Genomic DNA, 26,479 nt, shown 5'->3' with positions numbered 1-26,479 from the left:
GGCAAAGGACGCGCTCTCGGGCGCGGCTGCAGGGAGGGGGGCGCAGCTTGACCGGGAGGCGGGGGCGGGCTACGCCCCGCGGCGATCCGTCCTGACCATCCAAGGAGACTGCCCATGCCGTCCGATCCGACCCTTCTGATCCTGCCGGGCGACGGCATCGGGCCCGAGGTCATGGCCGAGGTGCGCAAGGTCATCGAGTGGTTCGGCGCCAATGGCGGCCCCTCCTTCACCGTCGAGGAAGACCTCGTCGGTGGCGCGTCCTACGACGCGCATGGCACGCCGCTGACCGATGCGGCGATGGAGCGGGCACAGAACGCGGATGCGGTTCTCCTGGGCGCCGTCGGCGGGCCGGCCTACGACTCGCTCGACTTCTCCGTGAAGCCCGAGCGGGGGCTCCTGCGCCTGCGCAAGGAGATGGATCTCTTCGCCAACCTGCGCCCGGCGCAGTGCTTCGAGGCCCTTGCGGACTTTTCCTCCCTCAAGCGTGAGGTGGTCGCCGGGCTCGACCTGATGATCGTACGCGAGCTGACCTCCGGCATCTATTTCGGCGAGCCGCGCGGCATCGTGCGCGAGGGCAACGAGCGCGTCGGGATCAACACGCAGCGCTACACCGAGAGCGAGATTGCCCGCGTCGCGCGCTCCGCCTTCGAGCTGGCGCGAAAGCGGGATGGCCGGGTCTGCTCCATGGAGAAGGCCAACGTGATGGAAAGCGGCATCCTGTGGCGCGAGGTGGTTCAGGAGATCCACGACGCCGAGTACCAGGATGTCGAGCTGTCCCACATGTACGCCGATGCCGGCGCCATGCAGATCTGCCGGAACCCCAAGCAGTTCGACGTCATCGTCACGGACAACCTGTTCGGGGACATCCTCTCCGACGCGGCGGCAATGCTGACGGGCTCTCTCGGGATGCTGCCGTCCGCCTCCCTCGGCGTGCCGATGGAGAACGGCCGGCCGAAGGCGCTCTACGAGCCGGTGCACGGCTCCGCGCCCGATATCGCCGGTCAGGGCAAGGCGAACCCGATCGCCTGCATCCTCTCCTTCGCGATGGCGCTGCGCTATTCCTTCAACCGGGGCGACGAGGCAACCCGGCTCGAGACCGCCGTGGAGAAGGTCCTGGCCGACGGGCTGCGCACGGCCGACCTCATGGGCCCCGAAGACGGCACGCCGGTTTCCACCTCGCAGATGGGCGACGCCATCGTCACCGCGCTCGCGGCGGCCTGAGCCGGACAGACGGCACTACTGCTCTGGAAAAACGCGCCGCGAGGAGACCTCCTCGCGGCGCGTTCGCATGTCTGGGGGACGCTTGTCCCTCCGCTCAGGCGGCGGTGCCTTCGTCGCTGCCGGCAACGCGAAGACCGTCCTTCACCGCGCTGTTCTCGTGAACGAGAGTGCGGGTCGGGAAGGGGATCTCGACGCCGGCCGCATCCAGGGCTTCCTTCACGGCGCGGGTCATGTCCCCCTGGAACGCGAAGGCATCCGCATTCGCGCACCAGACCCGCACCAGGAAGTCCACGGAGCTGTCGTTAAGGTTCGTCACCTTGATGAAGGGGTCCGGCTCCGCATGGGCGCGGGGATCGGCCATGATCGTGTCGAGGATCACCTTCTCGGCGGTGGCGAGGTTCGCCCCGTAGCCGACGCCGAACGTCCATTCCACCCGGCGCACGTCATAGGCCGAGTAGTTGGTGATCGTGTTCCCCCAGACCTCGGAATTGGGGATGATGATCTGCACGTTCGCGATCGAGGCCAGCTCGGTATAGTTCAGCGAGATGTCCTTCACCGTCCCCGTCTGGCCGTTCACGACGACGAAATCGCCGGTCTTGATCGGCCGGAAGAAGATCAGCATCACGCCGGCGGCGACGTTCGACAGCGTGCCCTGAAGCGCCAGGCCGATGGCGAGACCGGCGGCACCGAGTGCGGCGACGACTGAGGTCGTCTGCATCCCGAAGCGGTTGAGCACGAAGATGAAGGTGAAGACGAGGATCGTGTAGCGCACGATGGCGCCGAGGAAGTTGAAGAGCGTTTCGTCGAACCGCTCCTTGAGGCCGAGGTTGCGCACGCGCCGTCCGAGCCACGCCGCAAGCGCCCAGCCGATGACGAGGACGAGCACGGCCGAAAGAAGGTTGCCGAGGATGCCTGCGAGGAACTGGACCGACAGGATCTCCCCCACCGATACGCCGTTCGCGATTTCCGCACTCATAAAGTTGTCCATGTCACTCCGCCAGCTTGTCCATCTCGGTCGCGAGGCGGATGTCGAGCTCGGTCAGACCGTTCGCGCTGTGGGTCGCGAGGGTCACTTCGACCTTGCGGTAGACGTTCCGCCATTCGGGGTGGTGGTCCAATTTTTCGGCCATGAGCGCAACCGACGTCATCCAGCCGAACGCGGCGCGGAAATCGGCGAAGCGGAAGATCTTCTCGATGGCCTCGCGGTCTTCGGCGAGCGTCCAGCCGGCATCAATGAGCGGCTCCAGCGCTGTGCGATCCGTCAGTCGCTCCGGCTTCATTCCTCGGACCCCGTTTTCCTGAAGGGGCCGAAGCTGGTCAGGATCTCGATGTCCTCGTCCACCGCGCGGGCCTCCCCCTCGAGAAACTGCTCGACGGCGTTGCGGAAACCCGGATCCCCGATCCAGTGGAGCGAATGGGTGGGCGCCGGCAGGTAGCCGCGGGCCAGCTTGTGCTCCCCTTGCGCGCCCGCCTCGACCCGGGCGAGACCACGCTCGATGGCCCAGTCGATCGCCTGATAGTAGCATGCTTCGAAATGCAACGCCGGGTGGTGCTCGGTGGCGCCCCAGTAGCGGCCGTAGAGGCAGTCCCGCCCGATGACATTGAGCGCGCCGGCGACGTTGCGGCCCTCCCGCTCGGCGAGGATCAGCAGGATGTCGTCCCGGAGCGTCTCGTGCGCGATCTCGAAGAAGGCGCGGGTGAGGTAGGGCGTCCCCCATTTCCGGGCGCCGGTATCCTGGTAGAAGCGCCAGACGTCGTCCCAGTCCGAGGGGCGGATCTCCTCTCCCGTTCGGAGCCGGATCTCCCCGCCGAAGCCCTGCGCCTGTGCGCGCTCCTTGCGGATGTTCTTGCGCTTGCGGCTGGACAGGTCGGCGAGGAACGCGTCGAAGTCCGAGTAGCCGCGATTGACCCAGTGGAACTGCGTGCCGGTGCGGTGAAGAAGGCCCATCTGCGCGCCTGCCAGCGCCTCGCCCTCGGTGCAGAACGTGGCATGGAGCGTGGTGATGTCGTTCCGCGAGGCGAGCTGCACGGCGCCCTCGACCAGCGCAGCCATGCCGGCGCTCTCCCAGCCGGGTCGCGTGAGGAAGCGACGGCCGGTGGCGGGAGTGAAGGGCACGGCGATCTGCAGCTTGGGATAGTATCGCCCGCCGGCGCGCTCGTAGGCATGGGCCCACGAATGGTCGAAGATGTATTCGCCCTGGGAATGGCCCTTTGCATAGAGCGGCGCGGCGGCGACGATCTCGCCGCCCGATTGCACGGTCAGGTACATCGGCTGCCAGCCGGTGCCCGGACCGACAGACCCGCTTTCCTCGATGGCCGACAGGAAGCGGTGCGTGGTGAACGGATCGAGCGGGCGGCCGCTCTCCGCCGCTTCGGGGCAGGCACAGGCGTCCCAGTCGCTCGCGGGGATGACCGCGATGCTGTCATGCGCCGTGACGGACAGGGGCGCGTCGGGATCGGGAGGCTGGGCTGAACTCATGTGCGGCGCGGATGATGGCGCGGCCTCGCCGGGTTTCAACCCGGCGCGTAGCCTTCGAAGGTCACATTGTCCGCAAGCTGCCGCGCTTCGGCCTCCTCCGCGGGACTGCGGATGGTCCAGCAGAGGATCGGCAATCCGGCCTCGCGAAGCGGCGAGAGGGCGGGAGAGGCAAGGTCCGTCCGGTCGTGGCTGACGAAGGAGATCCCGAGCCGCTCCGCATCCTCGATCCGCGCCAGGGCGGCCAGACGGCCCGGGGGCGTCAGCGTCCACTCCTCCGGCTCGAACGCGCAGGTGGTCAGGCCGATGGTCGCGTCCGGCAAGGCCTCTGACAGCGCCTCCACGCTGGCGGGATTGAAGGACATGAAGGCGATCGGGCCGTCATACGCCGCCGCATCCGCCGCCGCGGCCCGCTCGAGAGTCCCGTCCACCGCGCCGAGGCGGCAGGACTGGTCCTTGATCTCGACAAGGAGGGGCACACGTCCCGCCACCTCCTCCAGCACCTCGGCGAAGGTCGGAACGCCCTCCCCGTCCCCGCCGAGAAGCGGCAGGCGGGACAGCTCCCCGGAGCCGCGCGCCCGGACCGCGCCTGTCCCCCCCGTCAGCCGGGACAGATCGTAGTCGTGAAAGACCATCGCCCGCCCGTCCGAGGCGCATTGAAGGTCGATCTCGATCCCGTAGCCGGCCGCGACCGCGGCGCGAATGGCCGAGCCTGAGTTCTCCGGGCGCCCCGCCCCATGCAGCGCGCGGTGAGCGATGGGGCGGGCGAGGAAGGAGGGGTGCAGGCTCATGCGAGCCGGAAGATCGCTTCGATCTCGACCGCGACGCCCATGGGCAGCGATGCGGCGGAAACGGCGGACCGCGAATGCCGCCCCTTGTCGCCCAGGAGCGCGACGAGAAGATCGGATGCCCCGTTCACGACCTTGGGCTGGTCGGTGAATTCGGCGGTGCTGTTGACGAAGGCGGTGAGCTTGACCACCTGCGCCAGCCGCCCGAAATCGCCGCCGCAGGCCGCGCGCGCCTGCGAAAGGAGGGACAGCGCACAGGCCCGCGCGGCCTCCACGCCCTGCTCGAGGTCGAGATCGGCGCCGAGCTTGCCGCGGATCAGACCGTCCGGGCCTTGGCTGATCTGCCCCGACACGAAGACAAGGTCCCCCGACACGACATAGGGCACATAGTTGGCGGCAGGCGCCGGCGCATCCGGCAGTGTAAGGCCCATCTCGGTCAGTCTCGTTTCGATCTCGGTCGTCATGGCTCTCGCCCTCATCTCATGTTCGCTCGCGCGCACCGTATCTGCATCGCATGGCGCAGAGAAGACGACGTACTACCTCGGATTCAACGCCAAGACGGGCGACATTGCCACATCGGGAGTAGATCATGGGTTATCTGAAGAACGGCGAATGGAATACCGGCTGGTACGACACCTCCGACGGGTCCTTCGACCGGCCGGAAACCGCCTTCCGGAACTGGGTCACCGCCGATGGCAGCCCCGGCCCGAGCGGAGAGGGCGGCTTCCCTGCCGAGAGCGGGCGCTACCATCTCTACGTCTCGCTGGCCTGCCCGTGGGCGCATCGGACGCTCATGGTCAGGGCTCTGAAAGGGCTGACGGGGGATATCGATGTCTCCGTGGTGCATCCGCACATGCTCGACGAGGGCTGGACCTTCGACGACAGCCGCGACGGTGCGACGGGAGACAAGCTCTATGGCCTGCCCTTCCTGCGGGACATCTACACCAAGGCCAAGTCGGACATCACCGGCCGCGTGACCGTGCCGGTCCTCTGGGACAAGGAGCGCGAGACCATCGTCTCGAACGAGTCCGCCGAGATCATCGTGATGCTCAACTCCGGCTTCGACGGCATCGCCTCCGGCCCCGAGCTGGAGCCCGAGGACCTGTCCTCCGAGATCGAGAAGGTGAACGAGCGCGTCTATCCGGGGATCAACAACGGCGTCTACAAGGCTGGTTTCGCGACGAAGCAGGAGCCGTACGAGAAGGCCGCCAAGGAGGTCTTCGCCACGCTCGACTGGATGGAGGAGCTTCTGGCGGAGCGTCGGTACCTCGCGGGCGACCGCCCCACCCTCGCGGACATCCGCGCCTTCACGACGCTCGTCCGCTTCGACGCGGTCTATCACGGTCATTTCAAGTGCAACCGCCGGAAGCTGATCGAGTACCCGAACCTGTGGGCCTACGCGCGGGAAATCTACCAGTGGCCGGGTGTCGGCGAGACGGTTAATTTCGATCAAATCGTGCAGCATTACCACTACAGCCACGACATGATTAACCCGAACCGCATCGTGCCCATCGGCCCCGCCGACGACTGGACAGCGGACCACGGACGGGGCGCCGCGCCGTTCTGAGGCATCGCCCGCGCTGACAACTCCGTCAGCGCGGATTGCCATGGGCGGGGGTGGCTCTAGGGTGCGGGCAACATCTGACCCCACCCGCCGGAGACCTCCCCCATGCGCTACATCGCCCTTGCCGCCCTGCTCGCAGCGCCGCTTCCCGCTCTGGCGCAGGAGAGTTGCGGCGGCGGCTTCCCGGCCTTCGTCGAGGGATTGAAGGCCGAGGCGTTGGGGCGGGGCGTTTCGCCGGACACAGTGGAGGCGTTCTTCAACGGCACCCGGCACGATCCGGCCGTGATCGCGGCGGACAACAAGCAAGGGGTCTTCGCCGTCCCCTTCGTTGACTTCGCCCGCCGCCTGATCTCCGAGAACCGCATGAGCCGCGGCATGGCCAACCGCTCCGAGTATTCCGCCACGCTGTCCGAAGCGGAAGCGCGCTTCGGCGTGCCGCCGGGGATCCTCCTCGCCTTCTGGGGCTTCGAGACCGACTTCGGCGCGGTTCAGGGGGACTTCAACACCCGCAACGCCCTCGTCACGCTGGCGCATGATTGCCGCCGCCCCGAACTCTTCCGGCCGCAGGTCTTCGCCGCGCTGGACCTCTATGCCCAGGGCGATTTCGAGACAGGGACCACCGGCGCGTGGGCCGGCGAGATCGGACAGGTGCAGATGCTGCCGGGCGACATCCTTCGCAACGGCGTGGATGGCGACGGCGACGGACACGTGGACCTGAAGGGCTCCGCCGCGGATGCCCTGATGAGCGGCGCCAAGGCGCTTGCCGATCGCGGCTGGCGCGCCGGAGAGCCGTGGCTGCAGGAGGTTCAGGTGCCCGAAGGGATCGACTGGTCGAAAACGGGGCTCGACCATGCGCTGCCCGAGCAGGAGTGGCAGGCGATGGGGATCAGCGCTCGCGGCGGAACCCTGTCGAACCCGGAGCTCTCCGCGCACCTCATCGCGCCGCAGGGACGAGGCGGACCGACCTTCCTCGCCTACCCGAACTTCAGCGTGCTCTTCGAGTGGAACGAGAGCTTCGTCTATGTCGCGACGGCGGCCTATTTCGCGACCCGCCTGTCCGGTGCACCGGTTTTCGATGCGGGCTCCCCCGCGCCGGGGCTGAACCAGACCCAGATGACCCAGCTCCAGCAGAAGCTTCAGGCGAAAGGCTATGATGTGGGGGGAGTGGACGGGATCCTGGGCGAGATGACGCGCCGCGCGGTCCGCGCCGAACAGGTTCGGCTCGGAAAGCCCGCCGATGCTTGGCCGACCCCGGATCTTCTGTCCGCGATGTGAGCCTCGCGCAGTTCCGGCGATGGCGCGCCCATCGTCCGGAGCCGCCGGAACCCTGGCGAGGATCGGGAGTTTGGCGGCATACCCGCTCTAGAATGCGGGGCGTGTTTTCACGGAGGACACCCCAATGAGGAAGTTACTCGCTTCCACCGCACTTCTGGCAATCGGCGCGACGCCGCTTTTGGCCCAGACAGATACCACCGCCACCCAGACCGCCGGGGAGGACAGCGTGTTCCTCGCCGATGCGACGCCGGGTCAGATGCTCGCGTCCCGCCTGATGGGAATGCGCGTCTATACCAGCGAGGCGGATCTCGGCGATGCGACCTTCGCCGACGCCGACCAGGACTGGGACGACATCGGTGAGGTCGGAGACGTCATTCTGTCGCAAGATGGCAGCACCGAAGCGATCATTCTCGACATCGGCGGCTTCCTCGGCATCGGCGAGCGCAACGTGGCTGTCTCGCTCGATCAGATCCAGTTCGTCGCCGACGACAACGACCCGGGCGATTACTTCCTCGTGGTGAACGCCACGCAGGACCAGCTCGAGAACGCGCCGCAATTCGACCTTGCCCAGATGAACGGCACCGCGGCGATGACGGCCGGGGACGACGCCGAGCTTGCGGCGACCGACGCGCCCGAAGCGGGTCTCGAGATGGACGCCGCTGAGATGGACGCCGAAACTCAGCCGAGCGAAGGCGAGGTCGCCGAGGGCGGTGAGCTCGTGACCGAGTCCGAAGCCGGGGCGACGGACCAGGCTGACCTCGCAACCGACACCGACACCGAGACGCTGGCCAACGGCGGGATGGCCCCTACCGCCACCGAGCCCGGCATGGTCGGCGACGGCCTCGCGACCGGTGAAGGCTTCAGCCGTGAAGGCTACCAGATGGTCGACGCCACCGCGATGACCGCCGAGGAGCTCGACGGCGTCCGCGTCTACGGCACAGATGACAGCTGGATCGGCGAGGTGTCCGACATCCTCCTCAGCCAGGAAGGCTCCATCGAGTCCGTGATCGTCGACGTGGGCGGCTTCCTCGGCATTGGCGAGAAGCCCGTTCAGCTTTCCTTCGAGGATCTGAACCTGCAGCGCCAGGAGAACGGCAACCAGCTCCGCGCCTATGTCGGCGCCACCGAGGAAGAGCTGGAAGCCCTGCCTCGCTTCGAACAGTAAGCCCCTTTCGGGCACAGACGTCGAAGGCCCCGAACCGCTCGGTTCGGGGCCTTTTTCTGTGCCGCTTTCCCTCCAGCCCCGCGCCGGTCAGCTTCCCCGGTACGTGCTGTAACCGTAGGGGGAGAGGAGGAGCGGGACGTGATAGTGGCTCTCTTCGGCCATGCCGAAGCGGATGGGGACGTGATCGAGAAAGAGCGGCTCCTCCCCGGCCAGACCCGCCCCGCGCAGGTAGTCGCCGGCGTGGAAGAGAAGTTCGAACCGGCCGGTATGGAAGCTCTCCTCCGGCAGGATGGGAGCGTCCGTCCGGCCATCCTCGTTCGTCACCTTGGTGGCGAGAAGGAGTCGCTCGCTCTCCCCGACGCGAAAGAGCTGGATCGTCAGCCCCTCGGCGGGAATGCCGCGCGCCGTGTCCAGAACGTGGGTTGTCAGGAATCCCGGCATCTCGCCTCCGCTGTCTTGCACCTGCCTCATAAGGGCGGAAAACTGGGCGGGGACGCAAGGGGACCGGCCATGGACAGATACGAACGCGACATGCTCGGCTACGGGCAGAGGCCGCCAAACGCGAACTGGCCGAATGGTGCGAAGATCGCGGTGCAGGTGGTGGTCAATTACGAGGAGGGCGGTGAGAACTCGATCCTCCACGGCGACAAGGCCTCGGAGGCGTTCCTGTCGGACGTGATCGGCGCCCAGCCCTGGCCGAACCAGCGTCACTGGAACATGGAATCGATGTACGAATACGGCGCCCGTGCCGGCTTCTGGCGACTGTACCGGATGCTGACGGAGGCGCGCATCGGCGTCACGGTGTTCGGCGTCGCCACCGCCCTCGCCCGCTCGCCCACGCAGGTCCGCGCCATGCAGACGGCCGGGTGGGAGATCGCCTCCCACGGGCTGAAATGGATCGAATACAAGGATTTCTACCGCAAGGACGAGCGCGACCACATGCTGGAGGCGATCCGCATGCACCGCGCCGTCACCGGCCAGCGCCCCGTCGGCTGGTATACCGGGCGCTGCTCAGAGAACACGGTGGAGCTTGCCGCCGAAGAGGGCGGATTCGCCTACGTCTCCGACGTCTACGATGATGACCTCCCGCACTGGATGGAGCTCGAGGGGCGCCGCCAGCTCGTCATTCCCTACTCGCTCGAAACCAACGACATGCGCTTCTCCGTCGCGGCGGGCTTCGGCTCGGGGACGGAGTTCTACGATTACCTCAAGGACAGCTTCGACTGCCTCTATGCAGAGGGCGAAGCGGGCAGTCCCAAGATGATGTCCGTCGGCCTGCATTGCCGTCTTGCCGGCCGGCCGGGGCGGGCGGCGGCGCTGAAGCGGTTCCTCGATTATGCGCGGGGGCACGAGGGCGTCTGGTTCCCTCGGCGGATCGACATCGCGCGGCACTGGGCAAAGGAGCATCCAGCGGCCGACCGCGTCCGCCCCAGCCGGATGGACAAGGCCCTTTTCACCGAGCAGTTCGGCGGCGTCTTCGAGCACTCCCCCTGGATCGCGGAGCGCGCCCATGCCCTGGAGCTTGGTCCCGCCCACGACTGCCCGGCCGGCGTTCACTCGGCGCTGGCGCGGATCTTCCGAAGGGCAAGCGAGGAGGAGCGGCTGGGGGTCCTCGCGGCGCATCCGGACCTTGCCGGGAAGCTCGCGGCGGCGAAACGGCTGACCCCGGACAGCACGGAAGAGCAAAGGAGCGCCGGCCTCGATGCCCTCACCGACGAGGAGCGCGCCACGTTCGATGCCCTGAACGCAAGGTACACGGCGAAGTTCGGCTTTCCGTTCATCATCGCCGTGCGGGATTACGACAAGGCCGGCATCCTCGCGGCGTTTAAGCGGCGCATCGAGCATGACCGCGCCGAGGAGATCGAGGAGGCGGCCCGGCAGGTCGAGCGGATCGCCGAGCTCCGGCTCTACGCGATGGACTTCTCATGAGCGCACCGGGGGCGAGGGTGGACGGCTCCGTGTCGGGGAGAGACGGGCCGGAGGTGATCGCGGCGTCCCTGACGCGAGAGGCGTTCGCGCCGTTCGGGGAGGTTCTGGAGGCCGCGGGAGATCCGGACAGGATCATCAATGACGGGGCCTGCGGACGGTGGCACGATCTGGCGGGGCTCGACATGGCAGGCGGCCGCGCCGGGATCAGCCTGTTCCGGGCCGAGCCGCGCGCCCTACCCTATGCCTGCGCCCTGCTGGAACGCCACCCCCTCGGCAGCCAGGCTTTTCTGCCGATGTCGATGGATCCGTTCCTCGTCATCGTGGCGCCGGACGAGGCGGGCCGGCCCGGCATGCCTGTGGCCTTCGTGACCGCACCGGGCCAGGGGGTGAACATCGAGCGCAACACGTGGCACGGTGTATTGACGCCGCTTCATGCCCCCGGCCTCTTCGCCGTGGTGGACCGGATCGGCGAGGAGGCGAACCTCGAGGAAGTGCGGCTGGACACGCCGTTTACCGTCCGCCTTGCGCAGGAGACATCATGAACGAACTATCCGTCCTCTTCGTCTGCCTCGGCAACATCTGCCGCTCGCCTCTGGCCGAAGGCGCGTTCCGCGCGGCCGCGGAGGAGGCCGGGGCGGACATTCGCGCCTCTTCCGCCGGGACGGGAAGCTGGCATGTGGGCGAGCCGCCCGATCCCCGCGCCATCGCCGTGGCGAACGCCAATGGTGTCGACATCTCGGCCCTGCGGGGGCGGCAGGTGACGGCGGAGGACTTCCTGCGGTTCAGCCACGTCATCGCCCTCGACCGCGAGAACCTCGCCCATCTCAAGCGGTTGCGGCCAAAGGGCGGTGGAGCGGCGGAGCTGTCCCTTCTTCTCGACCACGTTCCCGGCCGGGAGGGTGAGCCGGTCGCCGATCCCTATTTCGGCGAAGAGGACGGGTTCGCCGAAACCTGGGACGACGTGGTGGCCGGCACGCGCGCGCTTCTGACCGAGCTCGCACCGTGAGGATAACGGCGGAGCGGGCCGCGGAACTCCTCGGCGGCACCCTTGCCATGTCGGAGCGGCTGCAGGGCGGCGACGTGGCCGAGGTCTTGCGCCTCGAGCTTGCGGACGGGCGCACGGCGGTGGTGAAGGCCGATCGCCGCGCCGAAGCGGAAGCCCGCATGCTCGAGGCGATCAAGCGCGCGGGAGCGCCGGCGCCCGACATCCTGGCCCGCGCGGACGGACTTCTGATCATGTCGGATCTCGGCGGGTCGGAGGGAGTGGCGGCGGCCTCCGCCGATCTCGGCGATGCGATCCTGCGCCTGCATGCAGCGACGGGCGAGGTTTATGGCTGGGAGACGGATCACGGTTTTGGACCGGTCGCGATACCGAACGGAGAAACGGAGGACTGGCCCACTTTCTGGGCCGAACGACGTCTCCTCCCCTTCTGCGACACCCTGCCAGACGATCTTGCGCATGCCGTGGAAGCGGCGGCCTCGCGGCTGGGAGAGATCCTGCCGAAGCGTCCTCGCCCTGCCCTTCTGCATGGTGATCTGTGGTCCGGGAACGTGATGACACGGGGCGGTCGCGTGACCGGGTTGATCGATCCGGCCTGCTATCACGGCCATGCCGAGGTCGATCTCGCGATGCTCTGCCTCTTCGGCAATCCGGGCGATGCGTTCTGGGAGGTCTATGGACCGGATGCGGGGCACGAGACACGGCGCCCGGCCTACCAGCTCTGGCCGGCGCTGGTGCACCTGACGCTCTTCGGCAGCGGCTATCGAGAGCTGGTGGAGCGATGCCTCTCGGCCCTGCCCCGCTGACAAAATCCGCCCGGCCCGAGAGAGGGGCCGGGCGGCGCTCTGGCATAGTGCCGCGGGACTTCAGCGGCGATAGACCGCCGAGGACACGTTGATCTTCAGGCCCTCGCGCGTCAGCAGGGGCCGGGTGGCCAGATCGACGCAGATCGGAGCGCCGGAGCGATGCGCCGGATCGGAGCAGAGCATGCCGTCCTGCATGCCCGTCACGACGCCGAGCATCTGGCCGTCCGAGGAGATGAGAGGCTGCCCGACAACGGACACGCCGCCACCGCCCGAGGACGATCCGCTCGTACCGCCAGCCGTCGTGCCGAGCCCGGCCGTTGTCGCCCTGCCGACGGTGGCGCCGACATTGACATCCGCGACGCTACCGCCGCCGACCGTGGCTCGAACGTTCGCATCTGCGACACTGCCGCCACCGACCGTCGCATCGACATTCGCATCTGCGACACGGCCACCGCCGACCGTCGCATCAACGTCAGCGTCGGCCACCGAGCCGCCACCGACCGTCGCGTCAACGTCAGCGTCGGCCACCGAGCCGCCGCCGACAGTCGCACCGACATCGGCATCAGCGACCTTGCCGCCGCTGCCGAGACTGGCGCCGACATCGACGTCGGCGACCTTGCCGCCGCCGATGGATACGCCGGCCCCGAGGCTGAGATCAGCCTGCGCGGGGATGGCGGCGAAAGCGGCGATGGACGCCGCGCTGAGGAAGGCAAAAGTTCTTGTCATAGCGTTATATCCCTTGAAATCGTACAGAACCATTTGGCTCGGATCGCCCCTCGATCTTTCCCCGGTTTCGCCTCGTTCCGCGGGCGGCTGCCGGACAGTCCTTCGGTTACTGGATGTCGTTGCGCACCTCCCCGGTCGTCCGTGAAGCGGGCGTCGGTGCAGCGCCGGGGCAGAGCACCGGCGTTCCATTGGCCCAAAGGATGGCGGGCCCGCCGCACCGGATCTCGATCATGTCGAGACGGCGGGACGCGGTGACGGGGTCGGCGCCGCAGCCCAGAAGGTCTCGCGCAAAGGCGAGCCCGGCGGGGCGGCCGAACATGAGCTGCATCTGCGGGCAGGTGATGGAAATACGTTGCTCCGGAATGACCAAGAGGTCCGAAGTCGGCATCGCAAGATCAAGCGCGCCGGCATGGATCCGGACGAGGGGGCCGGTGAAAGACAGCCGCCGAACTTCGTGGACAACATGCGTCGCACCGTCTGCGTCGATGACGCGATCACCGGAGCGAACTGTCTCCGCGGGCAGCTTGCCGAGCGTGGTCAGGATCCGCGTGCCAGCGGCGAACCCGGTGGGTGTCTCGCGGGGCGTTATCCGGGATCGGTGAGTTTCGCAGGTGGCCTCGACTGCGGACATCGAAGAAGCGGCGGACGGCGTCGGCGCGCTTGGACTTGCGATATGCGAAGCCTGCGCGGCCGTCTCCTGGGACGAGGATGACCATGCGTCATTATCGAATTTGTCTATACGCCATGCTATGCCGCTGCCCATCAGCGTCGCTGAAATCAGACGGCTACCCTGCCCCGTCGAACTGCACTCACTCATGCCGCAACCCCTTTAATACAGGCTCCGCTGCCTCCCCAATGATGCTAGCGGGGACGGCAAACGGGAAAAGGGCAGCACTTCTCACACGTTTCGCGTGAAACGTTTAATCAAATTAACCAAAGTTAAAATTTGTGGGCAGTACAAAGATTTATCGGATAGTGAATTTTCTGTGTTCTTTTCATGTTGCGAATGCAGCAATCCGCAATGCACTACCAATCAGTAGGTCTGGGCAGCGATTGTTGAGCGAATCGTCGGATGCTCGCATCGGGTCCGCATCCTCGGCGCATGAAAAAGGGCCCCGAGAGGGGCCCTTTGATCGTCCTGCGGGGGGCGGATGTGCGCCTCAGCTAAGCCCGGCCATGATCTTGTCCAGCGTGGCCGGGAAGTCCCTCACGCGAACGCCGGACGCATTGTAGATTGCGTTGGCGACAGCGGCCCCTGCGCCGCAGATACCGAGCTCGCCGATCCCCTTGACCTGCATCGGGTTCGCCCAGGCATCTCGTTCATGCAGGAGATCCACCTCGATCTGCGGTACGTCCGCATTCACCGGGATGTGGTACTCGGCGAAGTCGCGGTTGGCGAGGTGACCGTCCCGCATGTCGAACAGCAGCTCCTCGGTCAAGGCCATCCCGATGCCCCACGTCATGCCACCGAGGCACTGGGATCGGGCAGTCTTGTGGTTGAGGATGCGGCCCGCGGCGAAGACGCCGTGCATTCGTCGCACCCGCGGCTCACCGGTGACGGCGTTGACCGCGACCTCGGCGAAATGCGCGCCCCACGTCGCCTGGCGCACCTCCTTGGAGGTCTTGCCCGGCTCCACATGGCCTTCAGCCGTCAGCGCCTCGGAGTTCAGGATTTCCGAAAGGCGCATCCGCTTGTTGCCGGCGATCGCTTCGCCGTCCTTCAGCGTCAGATCATCCGCCTCGACGCCGAGCTTGCCGGCCAGGGTCTTGCGGATGTTGTCGCAGGCGAGCCAGATCGCGGTTCCGGTGGACGCCGCCCCGAACGAGCCGCCGGACCCCGAGCCCGGAGGAAGGTCCGTATCGCCCAGGACCACGCGGACCTGCGATGGCGGCAGGCCCAGCATCTCGGCGGCGATCTGGGTGAAGATCGCGTAGGAGCCCGTGCCGATATCCGTCATGTCGGTCTCCACGACGGCGGTGCCTTCGGGATCGAGCCGGACGCGCGCCTTGGCCTCGATGACGAAGTTGACCCGCACGGCGGAGGAGACGCCCATACCGACGAGCCACTCCCCTTCGCGGCGCATCCCCGCCTTCTGGCGCTGGTCCCAGCCGAAGGACTTCGCCCCAGATTTGAGGCATTCGGCCAGCATGTGGGAGCTGAACGGGATCTCCTTCGTCGGGTCCTGATCGGGGATGTTCCGCAAGCGCAGGTCGACCGGGTCGATCCCGAGCTTCTCGGCCAGCTCGTCCATCGCGACCTCGACCGCGAGGATGCCGACCGCCTCGCCCGGCGCCCGGACGGAGCCCGCGCACATCCGGTCGGTTTCGGCGACCTGCTGCACGATCTCCCGGTTCTCGCCCTTGTAAAGGAACGGCGTCGCCTGCGTGACCGGCTCCGCGAAGGATTGGCTGCCGAGGTTCGACACGAGGCTGTGGTGCCCCATGCCGGACATGTTGCCCTCGGCATCCGCGGCGAGCCGCACGCGCTGGCGCGTCTCGGACCGGCGCATGGTCGCCTCGAGCACCTGCTGGCGCGAGAGGGCCACCGACACAGGCCGCCCGATCTCCCTCGACGCGAGCGCTGCCGCGACCGCCTCGTGGCAGATACCGAGCTTGGAGCCGAAGCCGCCGCCGACATAGGGCGACAGGATGCGGACGTTCTCGGGCTTGATGCCGAGACTGTCGGCAAGCTCGTTCTTGTTGAACTTCAGCATCTGGTAGGAGCCGTGGAGTGTCAGCTTGTCGCCGTCCCACTGTGCCACGGATGTGTGCGGCTCCATGGCACCGCTGTTGTGGCCGGCGGTGGTGTACGTCTCGTCGACGGTGAAGGCGGCGTCCGTCATCGCCTTGTCCAGATCACCCTGGCTCGACTGTTTGGCCTTCGGCGTTTCGACCTTGGTGTCCGCCGCCCAGGGGTCGTAATGGGCGCCCTCGTCCAGCTCGACCACGACCTCCATGCTCTGCGCGGCAAACCGGGCCTGTTCGAAGCTCTCGGCGACGACGAGCGCCACCGGCTGACCGTCATAGGCGATGCGGTCATGCCCCTGCTCGGGCGCGGCATTCGCCATGCCCTGCGCGGGCACGGTGAGAAGACGCTGATCCGTGACAACGTCGATCACGCCCGGCATCCCGCGCACCTCGTCGGCGCCCAGGTGCTTCAGGTTCCCCGGCCCCTTACCGGCGCGGACGAGAACACCGTGACAGAGCCCCTCGGGGTGCCACTCGTGAGCGTACATCGCAGTGCCCGTGACCTTGAGCGGGCCGTCGGGACGGTTCATCGGCGTGCCGAGGACGCCCTGCGCGGTGTCGTCGAGCATGTTGCGCTCGTCCGGCTTGTCGATCTTGAAATGCTCGGTCATTGACGGACCTCCCCGGTCGCTTCGGCCAGCACCGCCTTCAGCGTGCGCCGCGCCAGCGGTATCTTGAAATCATTGCCGCCCTGCCCCTTGGCATCGGCCAGAAGGACGTCCGCGGCCTTGTCGAAGACGGCTTCGGACGGCTCGCGCCCGATCAGGACCTGCTCTACCTCATCCGTGCGCCACGGCATGTGCGCGACGCCACCGAGCGCGATGCGGACCTCGGCAATCTTGCCGGCATCGACACGCACGACGGCCGCGACGGAGACGAGCGCGAAAGCGTAGGACGCGCGATCGCGAACCTTGCGGTAGACCTGCGTCGTGCCCTCGGGCGCCGGCGGCAGTATGACGGCCGTGATCACCTCGCCGTCCTTGAGGTTCGTTTCGATCTCGGGCGTGTCGCCGGGCAGACGGTAGAACTCGCCAAGCTCGAGACGGCGCGTGCCGCCCTCACCTTCGATCTCCACCTCCGCGCCCAGCGCCCTGAGAGCGACCGCCATGTCCGACGGGTGGGTCGCGATGCAGTGCTCCGAGGCGCCGAGGATGGCGTGAAGCCGCGTGTGACCCCCGATAGCACTGCATCCGGATCCCGGCTCGCGTTTGTTGCAGGGCGTGGCGGTGTTGTAGAAATAGTAGCACCGCGTCCGCTGGAGGAGATTGCCGCCCGTGGTCGCCTTGTTGCGCAGCTGCCCGGACGCCCCGGCCAGAAGCGCGCGTGAGAGGACCGGATAGGACGCGCGCACCTTCGAATGCGCGGCAAGGTCGCTGTTCGTCACCAGCGCGCCGATGCGCAGGCCGCCCTCCGCAGTCTCCTCCACGTCATTCAGGGGCAGGCGCGTGATGTCCACCAGTCGCTCCGGCGTCATCACCTGAAGCTTCATCAGGTCTAGCAGGTTGGTTCCGCCGGCGATGATCTGGGCGCCCTTGGACTTGGCGGCTGCATCCGCGACGTCCGTCGCCCGTGTGTAGTCGAACGGCTTCATTCTGCAGCCTCCTTCGTCTCGCTGGCGCCCACCTCGAGAATAGCGTCCACGATATTGGGATAGGCGGCGCAGCGGCAAAGGTTGCCGCTCATGCGTTCGGAGATCTCTTCGGCGGTCAGCTTGGGCGGGCCGTCGAGCGTGCCGGAGACGTGGCTCGGCCAGCCATCCTTCAGCTCCTGCAGCATCCCTTCCGCGGAACAGATCTGACCCGGCGTGCAATAGCCGCACTGGTAGCCGTCATGATCGACGAACGCCTTCTGCAGCGCGCTCATCTGCTCCGGCATGCCGAGGCCCTCGATGGTGGTGATCTCGTCACCGTCGTGCATGCAGGCGAGCGACAGGCACGAATTGATCCGGCGGCCATTGACCAGAACCGTGCACGCGCCGCACTGGCCGTGGTCGCAGCCCTTCTTGGACCCGGTCAGACCGAGGTGGTTGCGCAGCGCATCGAGAAGAGTCGTGCGGGAATCTGCATCAAGCGACCGCAACTCCCCGTTGATTTTGAGATCGGTTTTCATGAGCCTCATTCCTGCTGGCTGGGATGCTTGCGGTGGCGGGACGCAAGGCGCCCCCGTTTCGAATTCATCGCCAAACGTCCCCGGCCGCGGCCCTGTTCCTAGTCTTCGGGCCATGCGTGAAACCAGGTTGACCCGACCCCACGTCACAGGCGGGATAACGTCAGCCGAATTACTCCCGGGAGGCACGGGCCATAGCCAGATCCCAAACCACGGCAACGCAGTTCGCCGCGATGCCGCTCCGCAAGAAGAACGGGCGGCTTGAAGTCTGCCTCCTGACCTCCCGCGACAGCGGGCGATGGATCATCCCCAAGGGCTGGCCGATGAAGAACAAGGCCGGCTGGCGCGTGGCGGAGATCGAGGCCTTCGAGGAGGGTGGCCTCGCCGGACGGCTCGCCCGAAGGCCGATGGGAAGCTTCAGATACGTGAAGGGCATGGAGGGCGGAGTCCATATTCCGGTCGTCGTCCACCTCTACGCGATGCGCGTGCGAAAGCAGCACGGCAACTGGAAGGAAAAAAAGCAGCGCACCCGCCGCTGGACGCCCCTCAAGGAAGCCGCCGAGATGGTGGAGGAGCCCGAACTGGCCGAGCTCTTCCTCACAGCGCGCCGGGCGGGCCTCCGCCGCCTCGTCGGGTGAGTCGCCACGCGGGAACGGCGCATACGGACCGCGCGTTGGACTTCAAGGTTTAGAGAACGGGAGCGGCGGCAGATGAGCGAGATGTCAGGCACGATCGAGGGGCGGCTCCTCGCGCAGCGCAAGGTGCTGTCGATGATCCTTTCCCACCTTTCGGCAAGCGGCAACGCGGAAAGCCTGATGGACCGGTTGCGGCAGGAATCGACATTTGAAGGGTTCGAGGAGGATCCGGGCGAAGGTGAAGGCTGCGCCTTTGCCATCGAGGAATCCCTCGCCGAGGAAATCCGGGCCATCCTGCGCGGCGTGGATGCGCGCTCGGACGGCTAGGCGAACGTCACTGCTCGACATCCCGATCGGCGTCGCCATCGGCACCGGGCTAGGAGAGGCCCTGAGACTCGCATCAGGCGGCAAGGCGAGGAGCCCGAACAAGACGGATGAAACGGACTGACCCCACCCGGCGCCGGGCGGGGTCTGAAACTTCGAAGCGCGAGCCGGCCTAGTTCGGGTTGTCCACCCGCGCGGTCAGGTGCACCCGCCCCTGGCAGGGCTCAGGCCATTCGACCTTGACCTGATTGGCGTTCGGTCCCTGCTCCACCCGAACGAAGGGCTGTGCCCAGATCGTCCCGGACGCGCCGGTGATGGGCAGTTCCTTGACGATCTCCGTGATGTTCCGCGCGCGCCCCCCGAACGGCAGGAAATCCCCGAAATTGAGCACCCAGACCTGCGTATCGGTGTTCTGGTCGAACTGGAGCGTCACCGGCGAGGCGCAGAGCTGGCTCACCCCGTTATAGGTATTGCCCTCGATCCGGATGTTTCGGAATCGTCCGTAATCCAGATCGGCGTAGCTGGTATCCACCTGCTCGATGCGGTCCACCGCGCCGCCGATGGCCTTGAACGTGTTGCCGCCGACATTCAGCCCGTGAAGGAAGTGCCCCGGCCCGTAGGGCTTCACGATCAGCCAGCGAAACCACGGCGCGACATTGGTGCACACGAAGATGTTGTCCGTCACCGTCAGCCCGCCGAAGGACAGCTCGCTTCCGAAATCGGGCCGCGCGTCGTGTTCGTTCGTCCATTCGATGGGACAGTTGTCGACGTAGTTGCCGTCCACGATCATGTTGACGTTGAGCTGCGTCAGAACCAGCCCCGCGGTGCGCACGCCATTGGGCTCGTTGTCCCCCTGGAACCAGTGATTGCCGCTGATGATATGGCCCGATCCGTTCAGCACCGCGAAATGCAGGAAGCGCACCACACGGTTGTTGCGGATCTTGCTGTCGTTGGCATTGACGTTGAGCGCGATGGACACCCGATCCTGCGACGCCAGCGGCTGCTCCGAGGACAGAAACTGGCAGCGATCGACGTTCAGCCCCTGGCAGGCCGTACCATGCGAGGTGATCCCGCGATCCTTCGGCTGGGTGAAGTAGCAGTCGTTGAACTGGAAGTTGATGCCGGACGGCGGCAGCAGGATGGCGCTGCACTCGGAGTTGCACTGGAAGTCGATCCCCTCGAGCGCGAACTTGTCCATATGCGCCATGTTCGAGAAGTCGAACGCGTACTTAAACCGGCGGAACGTATAGATCTGCGTCCCCTCCGCATCATAGAGCGGCTGGGAGAGCGTGACCGTTCCGGCGCTTTCGTCCTTCCCGCGGACGTAGACCTCCCGGCCCACCCCATTCCCCTCGACCAGCGCGCCAACCGGCACGTTCACCACGTTCTGCACGCCCGAGAGCAGGGTCGGAGAGTTCGGATGGTAGGTGCCGTGGGACGTCACCACCTCTGTGTCCCAGGCCGGCGACGGGCGGACGTAGATCTGCCCGTTCCGGATCACCCGGCGCACGGTCAGCGAATCGAGGTTCCCGACGGCTGCCTGAATGTCGAGCGGCTCGAAAAGATCGACGCGGCGCCCCCTGAGATCGAGTGCGTCGTGGTCGGTATAGTTGAAGAGAGCCTGGATCGCCTTGCGTAGCCCGAGCGCCTCGTCCCCGAATGCATCGATGTAGCTCGGCAGCTCGAAGGACCGGATCAGCGCCAGCCGCGCTTCGTCCGGCATCGACAGCGTGCCGACGAAGCGGACCGGACTGTCCAGCGTCAGGGTGCTGTTCACGCGGTACGTTCCCGCCGGCACCAGAACCGTCCGCCCGTTCGCCGCGCTGTCCGCCGCCTCCAGCGCGGCCCGGTCGTCGGAGATCCCGTCGCCCTTCGCGCCGTAGTCGCGGACATCGACATAGGAGAGCGTATCGCCGAGAAAGTGCGAGGTCACATCCTCGACGCGCAGATCGTCGATCCGCACGGCCCCGCCGCTTGGCCCGACGAGGTCCAGCCCGATGAGCGCCTCGTCAGGCACCAGTCCCCAAGCAAGGTCCACCCCGTCCCGCGCGCCCGTTCCCAGCACTGCCGAGACCTGGGTGATCGCACCATACTCCGTCAGCGCGACCTCCGGCCCCGTCTCCACCAGCCCCGCCACATGGGCGCCGCCGGATCGGCCCGGGCGGGCGGCTATCCGCACACGTGGCAGCGCGCCGCCCACGGCCTTCACCCGCGCGACGATCCGCAAGTACCGCCCCGGCACCATCGCGATCGGCTGAGTGTATCTGAGATATTGCGGCTCCGCCGTCTTCAGAAGTTCAAGGCAACTTCCGAAATCCTGATCTGCGGGAACGATCGCCGCGTTGCCCGCCCCGTCATAGGTCGGCGCGCCCGCGGTGCCGTCGCCGCTCGACCAGTTCTCAAGCCCGTCTTCGAACGGGGTCGGCATCAAGGCCGCCCCACCGATCGCAAAGGTCATTCCGCTTGCCCCTTCTCGCCATCACAGGTCCACCCGCGAGGCTAGGGAATGAGGGATGAAGCGCGCGTGATCCGGCCGTTCGCCTCGGCGCCGCGCCGGGCAACGCCCCGCCCGGTCAGGCTCCGACCTGTGGCGCCTGCAAGAGGGAGACGCCGTTGATCTTCCAGCCGTCTTCGGTCTCGACCATCTCGTAGCGCAGGACGTGAACGGCCCCCGCCTCATCCGTGATCACGACGTTCTGTAGGACCGCGCCGCCCTGCTCCTCCCGCTGGCCGTAGGACACGTCCGCCGGGCGGTGCACCATCGGATATCCGCTCCGCACCATCGCGCCGAAGTTTTCGGAGGTCTGGAACAGCCCCCGGATCATCGGGGAGGCGTGGGAGAAGGCATCGTCGAAGTCATCGGCGCCGAACGCCTCGAGCTGGTCCGAGATAACGCCTTCGATGGGATCCGCGCTCTGGGCCGAGACCGGGGAGAGCCCGAAGCCGAGGCAGAGCATAAGCGCAAGGGCTGCGTGTCGCATGATTTCGTCTCCTCCTCGCCTAGATGATGAAAGATACGGACCGGCCGGTCCAATGGTTTCATGACCCGTGGAAGGAGAGCGGACCCCTTGGCCTACCGCATCAAAAGAGGTGACGCGACGCTCGGCGCCGCCTTTCGCCGCATCGCCGCCGAGCAGATCGAACGCGGGATGGAGGAGGCACGCGATCCCGAGAGTATCGGGACGGCCAATGCCGTTCATCAGGTCCGCAAGCGCTGCAAGAAGGTGCGCGGCCTGATCAGGCTCGTCCGGCCCGGCTTCGAGGACTACAAGCAGGCGAACAAGGACTTGCGGGATATCGCGCGGGGCCTCTCCGGCCATCGGGATACCGGCACGCTGATCGAAACCCATGATGCGCTGATGAAGCGCGCCGGCGCCGACCGGTCGCGATTCGCCCCCGTACGCGCGGCGCTGACGCGGGATCACAATGCCTCGGAAGATGCCGGCGACACCGGTGCGGCGCTCGCCCGTGCGCATGACGACCTCGCCACCGTCGCAGCCACGGTTCCCGAATGGTTGCTCCGAGGCAAGTCCCGCAAGACACTCGAACTCGGCCTGTCCAGAAGCTTCGGTCAGGCGAGAACGGCCATGGCGCGCGCCCGCAAGGATCCGAGCGTCGACGCGATGCACGAGTGGCGGAAACGGGTGAAGGACCACTGGTATCACGCGCGCATCCTCCATCCCGTCTGGCCGGACATGATGACCCCTGAGCGGCGTGCGGCGGGCAGGTTGTCCGAGCTTCTCGGCCTTCACCATGATCTGGCGCTCTACGCGGACCGCCTCGTGACGGGAGACCTGCCAGACGGCGAGGGCGGCCGTGTGACGGCTCTCGCGGAACATGCCCGCGAGCAAAGCGCGATCATCGAGCAGGACGCCTTTGCCCTCGGCGCGTTCCTGTTTGCCGAAGATGAAACCGCGTTTGCCGCGCGGTGGACCAGGTGGTGGCGGATCTGGAAAGGATCGGGCGCGCCTACCTGACGGGACAGGCGATGCATGGATACCGGAGAGCCGATGCCCGCCCCTTTTGGTGGCATTCACCGCACCGGCTCCACAGGAGCATGTCCCAAGCGTCGGGCTACGCGCCACGCCGCTATCCTCGATCAGCAGGAGGCCTCCGCCCGTCCTGTGCCCCCGGCGGATAAACCGTGCCTACTCAGCGTGTCAGGTCTTTGGGAACGACGGCGCCAGAGAGTTCCGCACGCCCCGCATATCCATCCCGAACCAACCGTAGATCTCAGTCCGGCCCCACCACCACGGCGCTCCGTCGTCCGGGCATGACACTCGGCCAAGGGAACTTGCCGAGCCCGATCGTCCAGCGCAGCCACGGTATCCGCGCGATCCCGAGGGTCATCGCGTAACTCACGGCCACGGCGAAACTCATGTTCGCCAGGACATAGACCGTCGGACTTGCGATCCTGTGCTCGAACGCGAGGCGAAAGAGGTCGAGCGCGATGGGATGCACCAGGAAGATACCGAAACTGTAGGGCGCGAGACGGCCGATCCAGCGGGGCCACGGCACCGGTGCCAGCATCGCGAGACCGAACAGCGCCACCGGCATCGCCAGGTTGGCGTAGCCCGCGTAGGGATAGTTCCCCTGCCAGCTGCCCGCCTCGATCGTCGCGAAGGCCTGCGCCAGCTTGAGATGGATGCACGCCGCCGCGATCAGGACGAGCGCGATCAGGAGCCCCCGATGCAGCAGCGTCCGGCGCATGCCGTCATGAGTGCCGCCCTGCCCGCCGGCCCCGATGCGCAGGTAGATCCCGTAGAGCCCGGCCGCGGCGAACCCGTAGCCGGTATAGGTCACGCAGCGTATCGCCCTCAGAAGGTACTGCCGCATCACCGGATCGCCGACCTCGCTCCACACCTCAAGGTTCAGATGCCGCTTGGCGATCAGGAGCGGAACGAGGATCAGCGCGACCGCCGGCCATCGCACCCCGATCCTGTAGAGCGGATAGCACAGGACAAGCACGAAGAGCGTCGGCAGGAAATGCATGTGCTGCTTGACGTCGCCGAGGACGAGATACCCGACCCACGGCTCCACCATCGTCGTGAGGTCGCGCCATAGATAATGACCCCAACCGAGCTGGTATCCGATGGCGAGGTTGAACGCGACGTAGACCGCCACCCAGAAGAGGAACGGCACCAGGAGCCGCTCCGCTTGCTCCCGGATGGTCGTCGGGTAGCTCCGCGGCCGCCTGTGCAGGGACATCGACAGCAGGAAGAGGGAGATCACCAGGAAGAGCTCCGTCCGCGCCATGTAGAACAGCGTGCGGATGAGCACCGGAACGGTTCGCGCATCCGGCGTCGCATCGGCGAACGGACTGCCGTCGGGCGCATTTGCCGCGTGCATGCAGATGATCGAGATCCCGGCCGTGACGCGAAGTGCGTCGAGCCAGAGCGAACGGCGGGGCTGCCGGGCCAGCGGGGAGGTAATCTGCGTCATGCTGCTTCGGGTAGCAGCAACCCCCTAAGAAGCGCCTAACACCGGCGCTTCATCTTTCCTGCAAATACCCCCGGGGGGAGCCTGAGGCGGGGGGCGGAGCCCCCTACCCCGCGGTCAGATCGCCCCGGAGCGCGCGCTCGATCAGGGCGACGCTTTCCTCGACGCCATAGAGCGCCACGAAACCGCCGAAGCGCGGGCCCTGGCTTGCGCCCAGAAGCACCTCGTAGAGCGCCTTGAACCAGTCGCGCAGCGGCTCGAAGCCGTGCTCCTTGCCGACGGCGAAGACGAGGCTCTGCAGAGTTTCGGCATCCCGCTCGCCGCTCCACCCCGCAAGGCGCCCGGCAAGGTCCTCCATTGCTGCCCGTTCCTGCTCGTCCGGCGCCCGGAAGACCTTCTCTGGCTTCACGAAATCGTTGTAATAACGCACCGCGTAGCCCGCCGCTTCGTCGAGCTGCGGGTTGCTCTCGGCGCTGGCCTCCGGGGCGTAGCGGCGGATGAACCCCCAAAGCGTCTCCTTGTCCTCGGCGCCGGCGACGGAGGCGAGGTTCAGCAGCATCCCGAAGGACACCACCATATCGGAGGCCGGAACGTTATGGCCGTGGATATGGAAGACCGGGTTGGCGAGGCGCTTCTCGGCATCTTGGCCCGCATAGGCATTCAGCTGCTGGTGGTACTCGTCCACCATGCGCGGGATCACGTCGAAGTGGAGGCGTTTCGCCGTCTTCGGCTTCTGGTACATGAAGTAGCCGAGACTGTCGGTTGAGGCGTAGGTGAGCCATTCGTCGATGGTCAGGCCGTTGCCCTTGGACTTGGAGATCTTCTCGCCGTTCTCGTCGAGGAAGAGCTCGTAGGTCATGTGCTCCGGCTTCTTGCCGCCGAGTATCTCGCAGATGCGGTCGTAGATCGGCGTATTGGTCGAGTGATCCTTGCCGTACATCTCGAAATCGACGTCGAGCGCGGCCCAGCGGGCGCCGAAATCGGGCTTCCACTGTAGTTTCACCTGCCCGCCGGTGACGGGGAGGGTCCATTCGCGGCCGTCCTCGTCGTCGAACGTGATGGTTCCCGCCTTTCCATCGACGTGCTTCATCGGAACGTAGAGCACTCGGCCCGTCTCTGGGTGGATCGGCAGGAAGCACGAATAGCTCTGCTGGCGCTCCTCGCGCAGCGATTTGAGCATCACCGCCATGATATCGTCGTAGCGTTCCGCAGCACGCAGCAGCACGTCGTCGAACTGGCCGGAGCGGTAATAGTCGGTGGCAGAGATGAACTCGTATTCGAAACCGAACGCCTCGAGGAAGCGGCGGAGCATGGCGTTGTTGTGGTGCCCGAAGCTCTCGTGGGTCCCGAAGGGATCCGGCACGGATGTCAGCGGCTTCTGCAGGGCCTCGGCGAGCACGTCGCGGTTCGGGACGTTCTCGGGCACCTTCCGCATTCCGTCCATGTCGTCCGAGAAGACGACGAGACGGGTCGGGATGTCCGAGATGATCTCGAAGGCGCGGCGGATCATCGTCGTGCGCTGGACCTCGCCGAACGTGCCGATATGCGGCAGGCCGGAGGGGCCGTAGCCCGTCTCGAACAGCACATGTCCCTTCTCGGGCGGACGCTTTTCCACGCGTGCGAGAATCTTCCGGGCTTCCTCGAAGGGCCAGGCCTTGGACTTCATCGCCGCATCGCGCAGATCGGACATCGCATCACGCTCCCGTTGGGAAATGCCGGTCAGCCCGGCGCGCGCTACCTATTGCGGGGCGCCCGGGAGGTCAATAAATCCGGGCGGTGAGACGCGCCCTGCCCACCTCTGCACGAAGGACTGCCTTCCCGTGACCGATACATCGCCCGACGAGACCTCCCGCCTGACCCAACAGGAAGCCCTCGTCGCGATCATGGTCGCAACCTCCGCCTCGGACGACACGGTGCGGACCTCGGAGCTCCTGACGATCCAGCGCATCGTGCAGAGCCTTCCGGTCTTCGCGGGGTTCGATCATTCGGCCATCCGCCCGGTTTCGGAACTCGTCTTTCGCCTCTTCGCGGAGGAGGACGGCCTCGACGCCTTCTTCTCGGTGGTGAAGGAAGCCCTTCCGAGGCGTCTCAACGAGACGGCCTATGCCCTTGCCTGCGACATCGCGGCCTCGGACGGCCGGCTCGGTCAGCAGGAACTGGAGATGCTGGAGGAAATTCGGGAGGAGCTCGAGGTCAGCAAACTGCATGCCGCCGCGATCGAGCAGGGAGCGCGGGCGCGGCACCTCGGTTTGTGAAAGGCGCCGCGCCGCAGGGTCG

27 protein-coding genes are annotated in these 26,479 nt (G+C 66.7%); 12 read left to right on the top strand and 15 right to left on the bottom strand.

Going from position 1 to position 26,479, the window contains the following annotated elements; genetic code table 11:
* The first annotated feature begins 114 nt into the window (after positions 1–114).
* Positions 115–1,221: a 3-isopropylmalate dehydrogenase gene (gene leuB / locus DQG15_RS17170; RefSeq protein WP_116087452.1), complete on the top strand. Its 1,107-nt coding sequence runs from the start codon at positions 115–117 to the stop codon at positions 1,219–1,221.
* 94 nt (positions 1,222–1,315) lie between these two features.
* On the opposite strand, the gene DQG15_RS17165 is transcribed toward leuB, so the two are convergent.
* The 5 genes from DQG15_RS17165 to DQG15_RS17145 are packed head-to-tail and all read right to left on the bottom strand — an operon-like array spanning position 1,316 to position 4,949.
* Entirely contained in the window at positions 1,316–2,209 is an 894-nt protein-coding gene (locus DQG15_RS17165) for a mechanosensitive ion channel family protein (protein WP_116087450.1), read from the bottom strand.
* A gap of 1 nt (position 2,210) precedes the next feature.
* Positions 2,211–2,501, bottom strand: coding sequence for a 4a-hydroxytetrahydrobiopterin dehydratase (locus tag DQG15_RS17160; protein WP_116087448.1), 291 nt, complete (start codon positions 2,499–2,501; stop codon positions 2,211–2,213).
* Complete coding sequence (locus DQG15_RS17155; RefSeq protein WP_116087445.1) at positions 2,498–3,700, bottom strand: GNAT family N-acetyltransferase; 1,203 nt, start codon at positions 3,698–3,700, stop codon at positions 2,498–2,500. Before DQG15_RS17155 ends, DQG15_RS17160 begins: the two co-directional genes overlap by 4 nt.
* 35 nt (positions 3,701–3,735) lie before the next feature.
* On the bottom strand, positions 3,736–4,488 hold the full coding sequence (locus tag DQG15_RS17150) for a glycerophosphodiester phosphodiesterase family protein (protein ID WP_116087443.1): 753 nt from the start codon (positions 4,486–4,488) through the stop codon (positions 3,736–3,738).
* A complete protein-coding gene (locus DQG15_RS17145) occupies positions 4,485–4,949 on the bottom strand; it encodes a RidA family protein (RefSeq protein WP_116087441.1) in 465 nt (154 codons plus the stop codon). The genes DQG15_RS17150 and DQG15_RS17145 overlap by 4 nt, the downstream gene beginning before the upstream one ends.
* A gap of 125 nt (positions 4,950–5,074) precedes the next feature.
* Between DQG15_RS17145 and DQG15_RS17140 the strand changes: the two genes are divergently transcribed.
* The 3 genes from DQG15_RS17140 to DQG15_RS17130 all read left to right on the top strand — a co-directional run bounded on the left by DQG15_RS17140 (position 5,075) and on the right by DQG15_RS17130 (position 8,489).
* Positions 5,075–6,052 carry a glutathione S-transferase family protein gene (locus DQG15_RS17140; RefSeq protein WP_116087439.1) on the top strand — a complete coding sequence of 326 codons (978 nt, stop codon included), beginning with the start codon at positions 5,075–5,077 and terminating at the stop codon, positions 6,050–6,052.
* Positions 6,053–6,154: 102 nt separating this feature from the next.
* A complete protein-coding gene (locus tag DQG15_RS17135; protein ID WP_116087437.1) occupies positions 6,155–7,324 on the top strand; it encodes a lytic murein transglycosylase in 1,170 nt (389 codons plus the stop codon).
* A gap of 124 nt (positions 7,325–7,448) precedes the next feature.
* Positions 7,449–8,489: a PRC-barrel domain-containing protein gene (locus DQG15_RS17130; protein WP_116087435.1), complete on the top strand. Its 1,041-nt coding sequence runs from the start codon at positions 7,449–7,451 to the stop codon at positions 8,487–8,489.
* A gap of 87 nt (positions 8,490–8,576) precedes the next feature.
* Here the strand turns inward: DQG15_RS17130 and uraH are convergent, their stop codons facing one another.
* Complete coding sequence (uraH, locus tag DQG15_RS17125; RefSeq protein ID WP_116087433.1) at positions 8,577–8,930, bottom strand: hydroxyisourate hydrolase; 354 nt, start codon at positions 8,928–8,930, stop codon at positions 8,577–8,579.
* Positions 8,931–8,999: 69 nt separating this feature from the next.
* Between uraH and puuE the strand changes: the two genes are divergently transcribed.
* From puuE to DQG15_RS17105, 4 genes are read left to right on the top strand one after another with little or no spacing between them, the layout of a single operon-like run.
* Positions 9,000–10,418 carry an allantoinase PuuE gene (gene puuE, locus DQG15_RS17120; protein WP_116087431.1) on the top strand — a complete coding sequence of 473 codons (1,419 nt, stop codon included), beginning with the start codon at positions 9,000–9,002 and terminating at the stop codon, positions 10,416–10,418.
* The gene (locus DQG15_RS17115; protein ID WP_116087429.1) at positions 10,415–10,960 is read left to right on the top strand and encodes an ureidoglycolate lyase; all 546 of its coding nucleotides are present in this window, start codon (positions 10,415–10,417) and stop codon (positions 10,958–10,960) included. The genes puuE and DQG15_RS17115 overlap by 4 nt, the downstream gene beginning before the upstream one ends.
* On the top strand, positions 10,957–11,424 hold the full coding sequence (locus tag DQG15_RS17110) for a low molecular weight protein-tyrosine-phosphatase (protein WP_116087427.1): 468 nt from the start codon (positions 10,957–10,959) through the stop codon (positions 11,422–11,424). The genes DQG15_RS17115 and DQG15_RS17110 overlap by 4 nt, the downstream gene beginning before the upstream one ends.
* Positions 11,421–12,224 (top strand): fructosamine kinase family protein, encoded by an 804-nt coding sequence (locus DQG15_RS17105; protein ID WP_232830908.1) that lies wholly within the window; start codon positions 11,421–11,423, stop codon positions 12,222–12,224. Before DQG15_RS17110 ends, DQG15_RS17105 begins: the two co-directional genes overlap by 4 nt.
* Positions 12,225–12,284: 60 nt before the next feature.
* Here the strand turns inward: DQG15_RS17105 and DQG15_RS17100 are convergent, their stop codons facing one another.
* From DQG15_RS17100 to DQG15_RS17080, 5 genes are all read right to left on the bottom strand, one after another.
* Entirely contained in the window at positions 12,285–12,950 is a 666-nt protein-coding gene (locus DQG15_RS17100) for a hypothetical protein (RefSeq protein WP_116087425.1), read from the bottom strand.
* Between the two features lie 106 nt (positions 12,951–13,056).
* On the bottom strand, positions 13,057–13,581 hold the full coding sequence (locus tag DQG15_RS17095; RefSeq protein ID WP_157969034.1) for a Hint domain-containing protein: 525 nt from the start codon (positions 13,579–13,581) through the stop codon (positions 13,057–13,059).
* Between the two features lie 529 nt (positions 13,582–14,110).
* Positions 14,111–16,309: a xanthine dehydrogenase family protein molybdopterin-binding subunit gene (locus DQG15_RS17090; RefSeq protein WP_116087421.1), complete on the bottom strand. Its 2,199-nt coding sequence runs from the start codon at positions 16,307–16,309 to the stop codon at positions 14,111–14,113.
* Positions 16,306–17,289: a xanthine dehydrogenase family protein subunit M gene (locus tag DQG15_RS17085; protein ID WP_116087419.1), complete on the bottom strand. Its 984-nt coding sequence runs from the start codon at positions 17,287–17,289 to the stop codon at positions 16,306–16,308. Before DQG15_RS17085 ends, DQG15_RS17090 begins: the two co-directional genes overlap by 4 nt.
* Positions 17,286–17,807, bottom strand: a complete 522-nt coding sequence (locus DQG15_RS17080; protein WP_116087417.1) for a 2Fe-2S iron-sulfur cluster-binding protein — start codon at positions 17,805–17,807, stop codon at positions 17,286–17,288. The genes DQG15_RS17085 and DQG15_RS17080 overlap by 4 nt, the downstream gene beginning before the upstream one ends.
* Before the next feature lie 230 nt (positions 17,808–18,037).
* Between DQG15_RS17080 and DQG15_RS17075 the strand changes: the two genes are divergently transcribed.
* On the top strand, positions 18,038–18,442 hold the full coding sequence (locus DQG15_RS17075; RefSeq protein WP_116087415.1) for an NUDIX hydrolase: 405 nt from the start codon (positions 18,038–18,040) through the stop codon (positions 18,440–18,442).
* A 72-nt stretch (positions 18,443–18,514) separates the two neighbouring features.
* A complete protein-coding gene (locus tag DQG15_RS17070) occupies positions 18,515–18,766 on the top strand; it encodes a hypothetical protein (protein WP_116087413.1) in 252 nt (83 codons plus the stop codon).
* Positions 18,767–18,935: 169 nt separating this feature from the next.
* Here the strand turns inward: DQG15_RS17070 and DQG15_RS17065 are convergent, their stop codons facing one another.
* Entirely contained in the window at positions 18,936–21,221 is a 2,286-nt protein-coding gene (locus tag DQG15_RS17065; protein ID WP_116087411.1) for a glycosyl hydrolase family 28-related protein, read from the bottom strand.
* A gap of 115 nt (positions 21,222–21,336) precedes the next feature.
* Positions 21,337–21,744, bottom strand: a complete 408-nt coding sequence (locus DQG15_RS17060) for a DUF4864 domain-containing protein (protein ID WP_116087409.1) — start codon at positions 21,742–21,744, stop codon at positions 21,337–21,339.
* A gap of 87 nt (positions 21,745–21,831) precedes the next feature.
* Between DQG15_RS17060 and DQG15_RS17055 the strand changes: the two genes are divergently transcribed.
* Positions 21,832–22,740 carry a CHAD domain-containing protein gene (locus DQG15_RS17055; RefSeq protein ID WP_157969033.1) on the top strand — a complete coding sequence of 303 codons (909 nt, stop codon included), beginning with the start codon at positions 21,832–21,834 and terminating at the stop codon, positions 22,738–22,740.
* Between the two features lie 256 nt (positions 22,741–22,996).
* Here the strand turns inward: DQG15_RS17055 and DQG15_RS17050 are convergent, their stop codons facing one another.
* Positions 22,997–24,205 (bottom strand): acyltransferase, encoded by a 1,209-nt coding sequence (locus DQG15_RS17050; RefSeq protein WP_116087404.1) that lies wholly within the window; start codon positions 24,203–24,205, stop codon positions 22,997–22,999.
* Between the two features lie 103 nt (positions 24,206–24,308).
* On the bottom strand, positions 24,309–25,892 hold the full coding sequence (locus tag DQG15_RS17045) for a lysine--tRNA ligase (protein WP_116087402.1): 1,584 nt from the start codon (positions 25,890–25,892) through the stop codon (positions 24,309–24,311).
* Positions 25,893–26,022: 130 nt separating this feature from the next.
* Between DQG15_RS17045 and DQG15_RS17040 the strand changes: the two genes are divergently transcribed.
* Positions 26,023–26,457, top strand: a complete 435-nt coding sequence (locus DQG15_RS17040; protein ID WP_255415177.1) for a tellurite resistance TerB family protein — start codon at positions 26,023–26,025, stop codon at positions 26,455–26,457.
* The last annotated feature ends 22 nt before the right edge of the window (positions 26,458–26,479 follow it).

Source organism: Tropicimonas sp. IMCC34011, assembly GCF_003390865.1.
Lineage (GTDB): Bacteria > Pseudomonadota > Alphaproteobacteria > Rhodobacterales > Rhodobacteraceae > Tropicimonas_B.
This window is presented reverse-complemented; position numbering and strand designations above follow the sequence as displayed.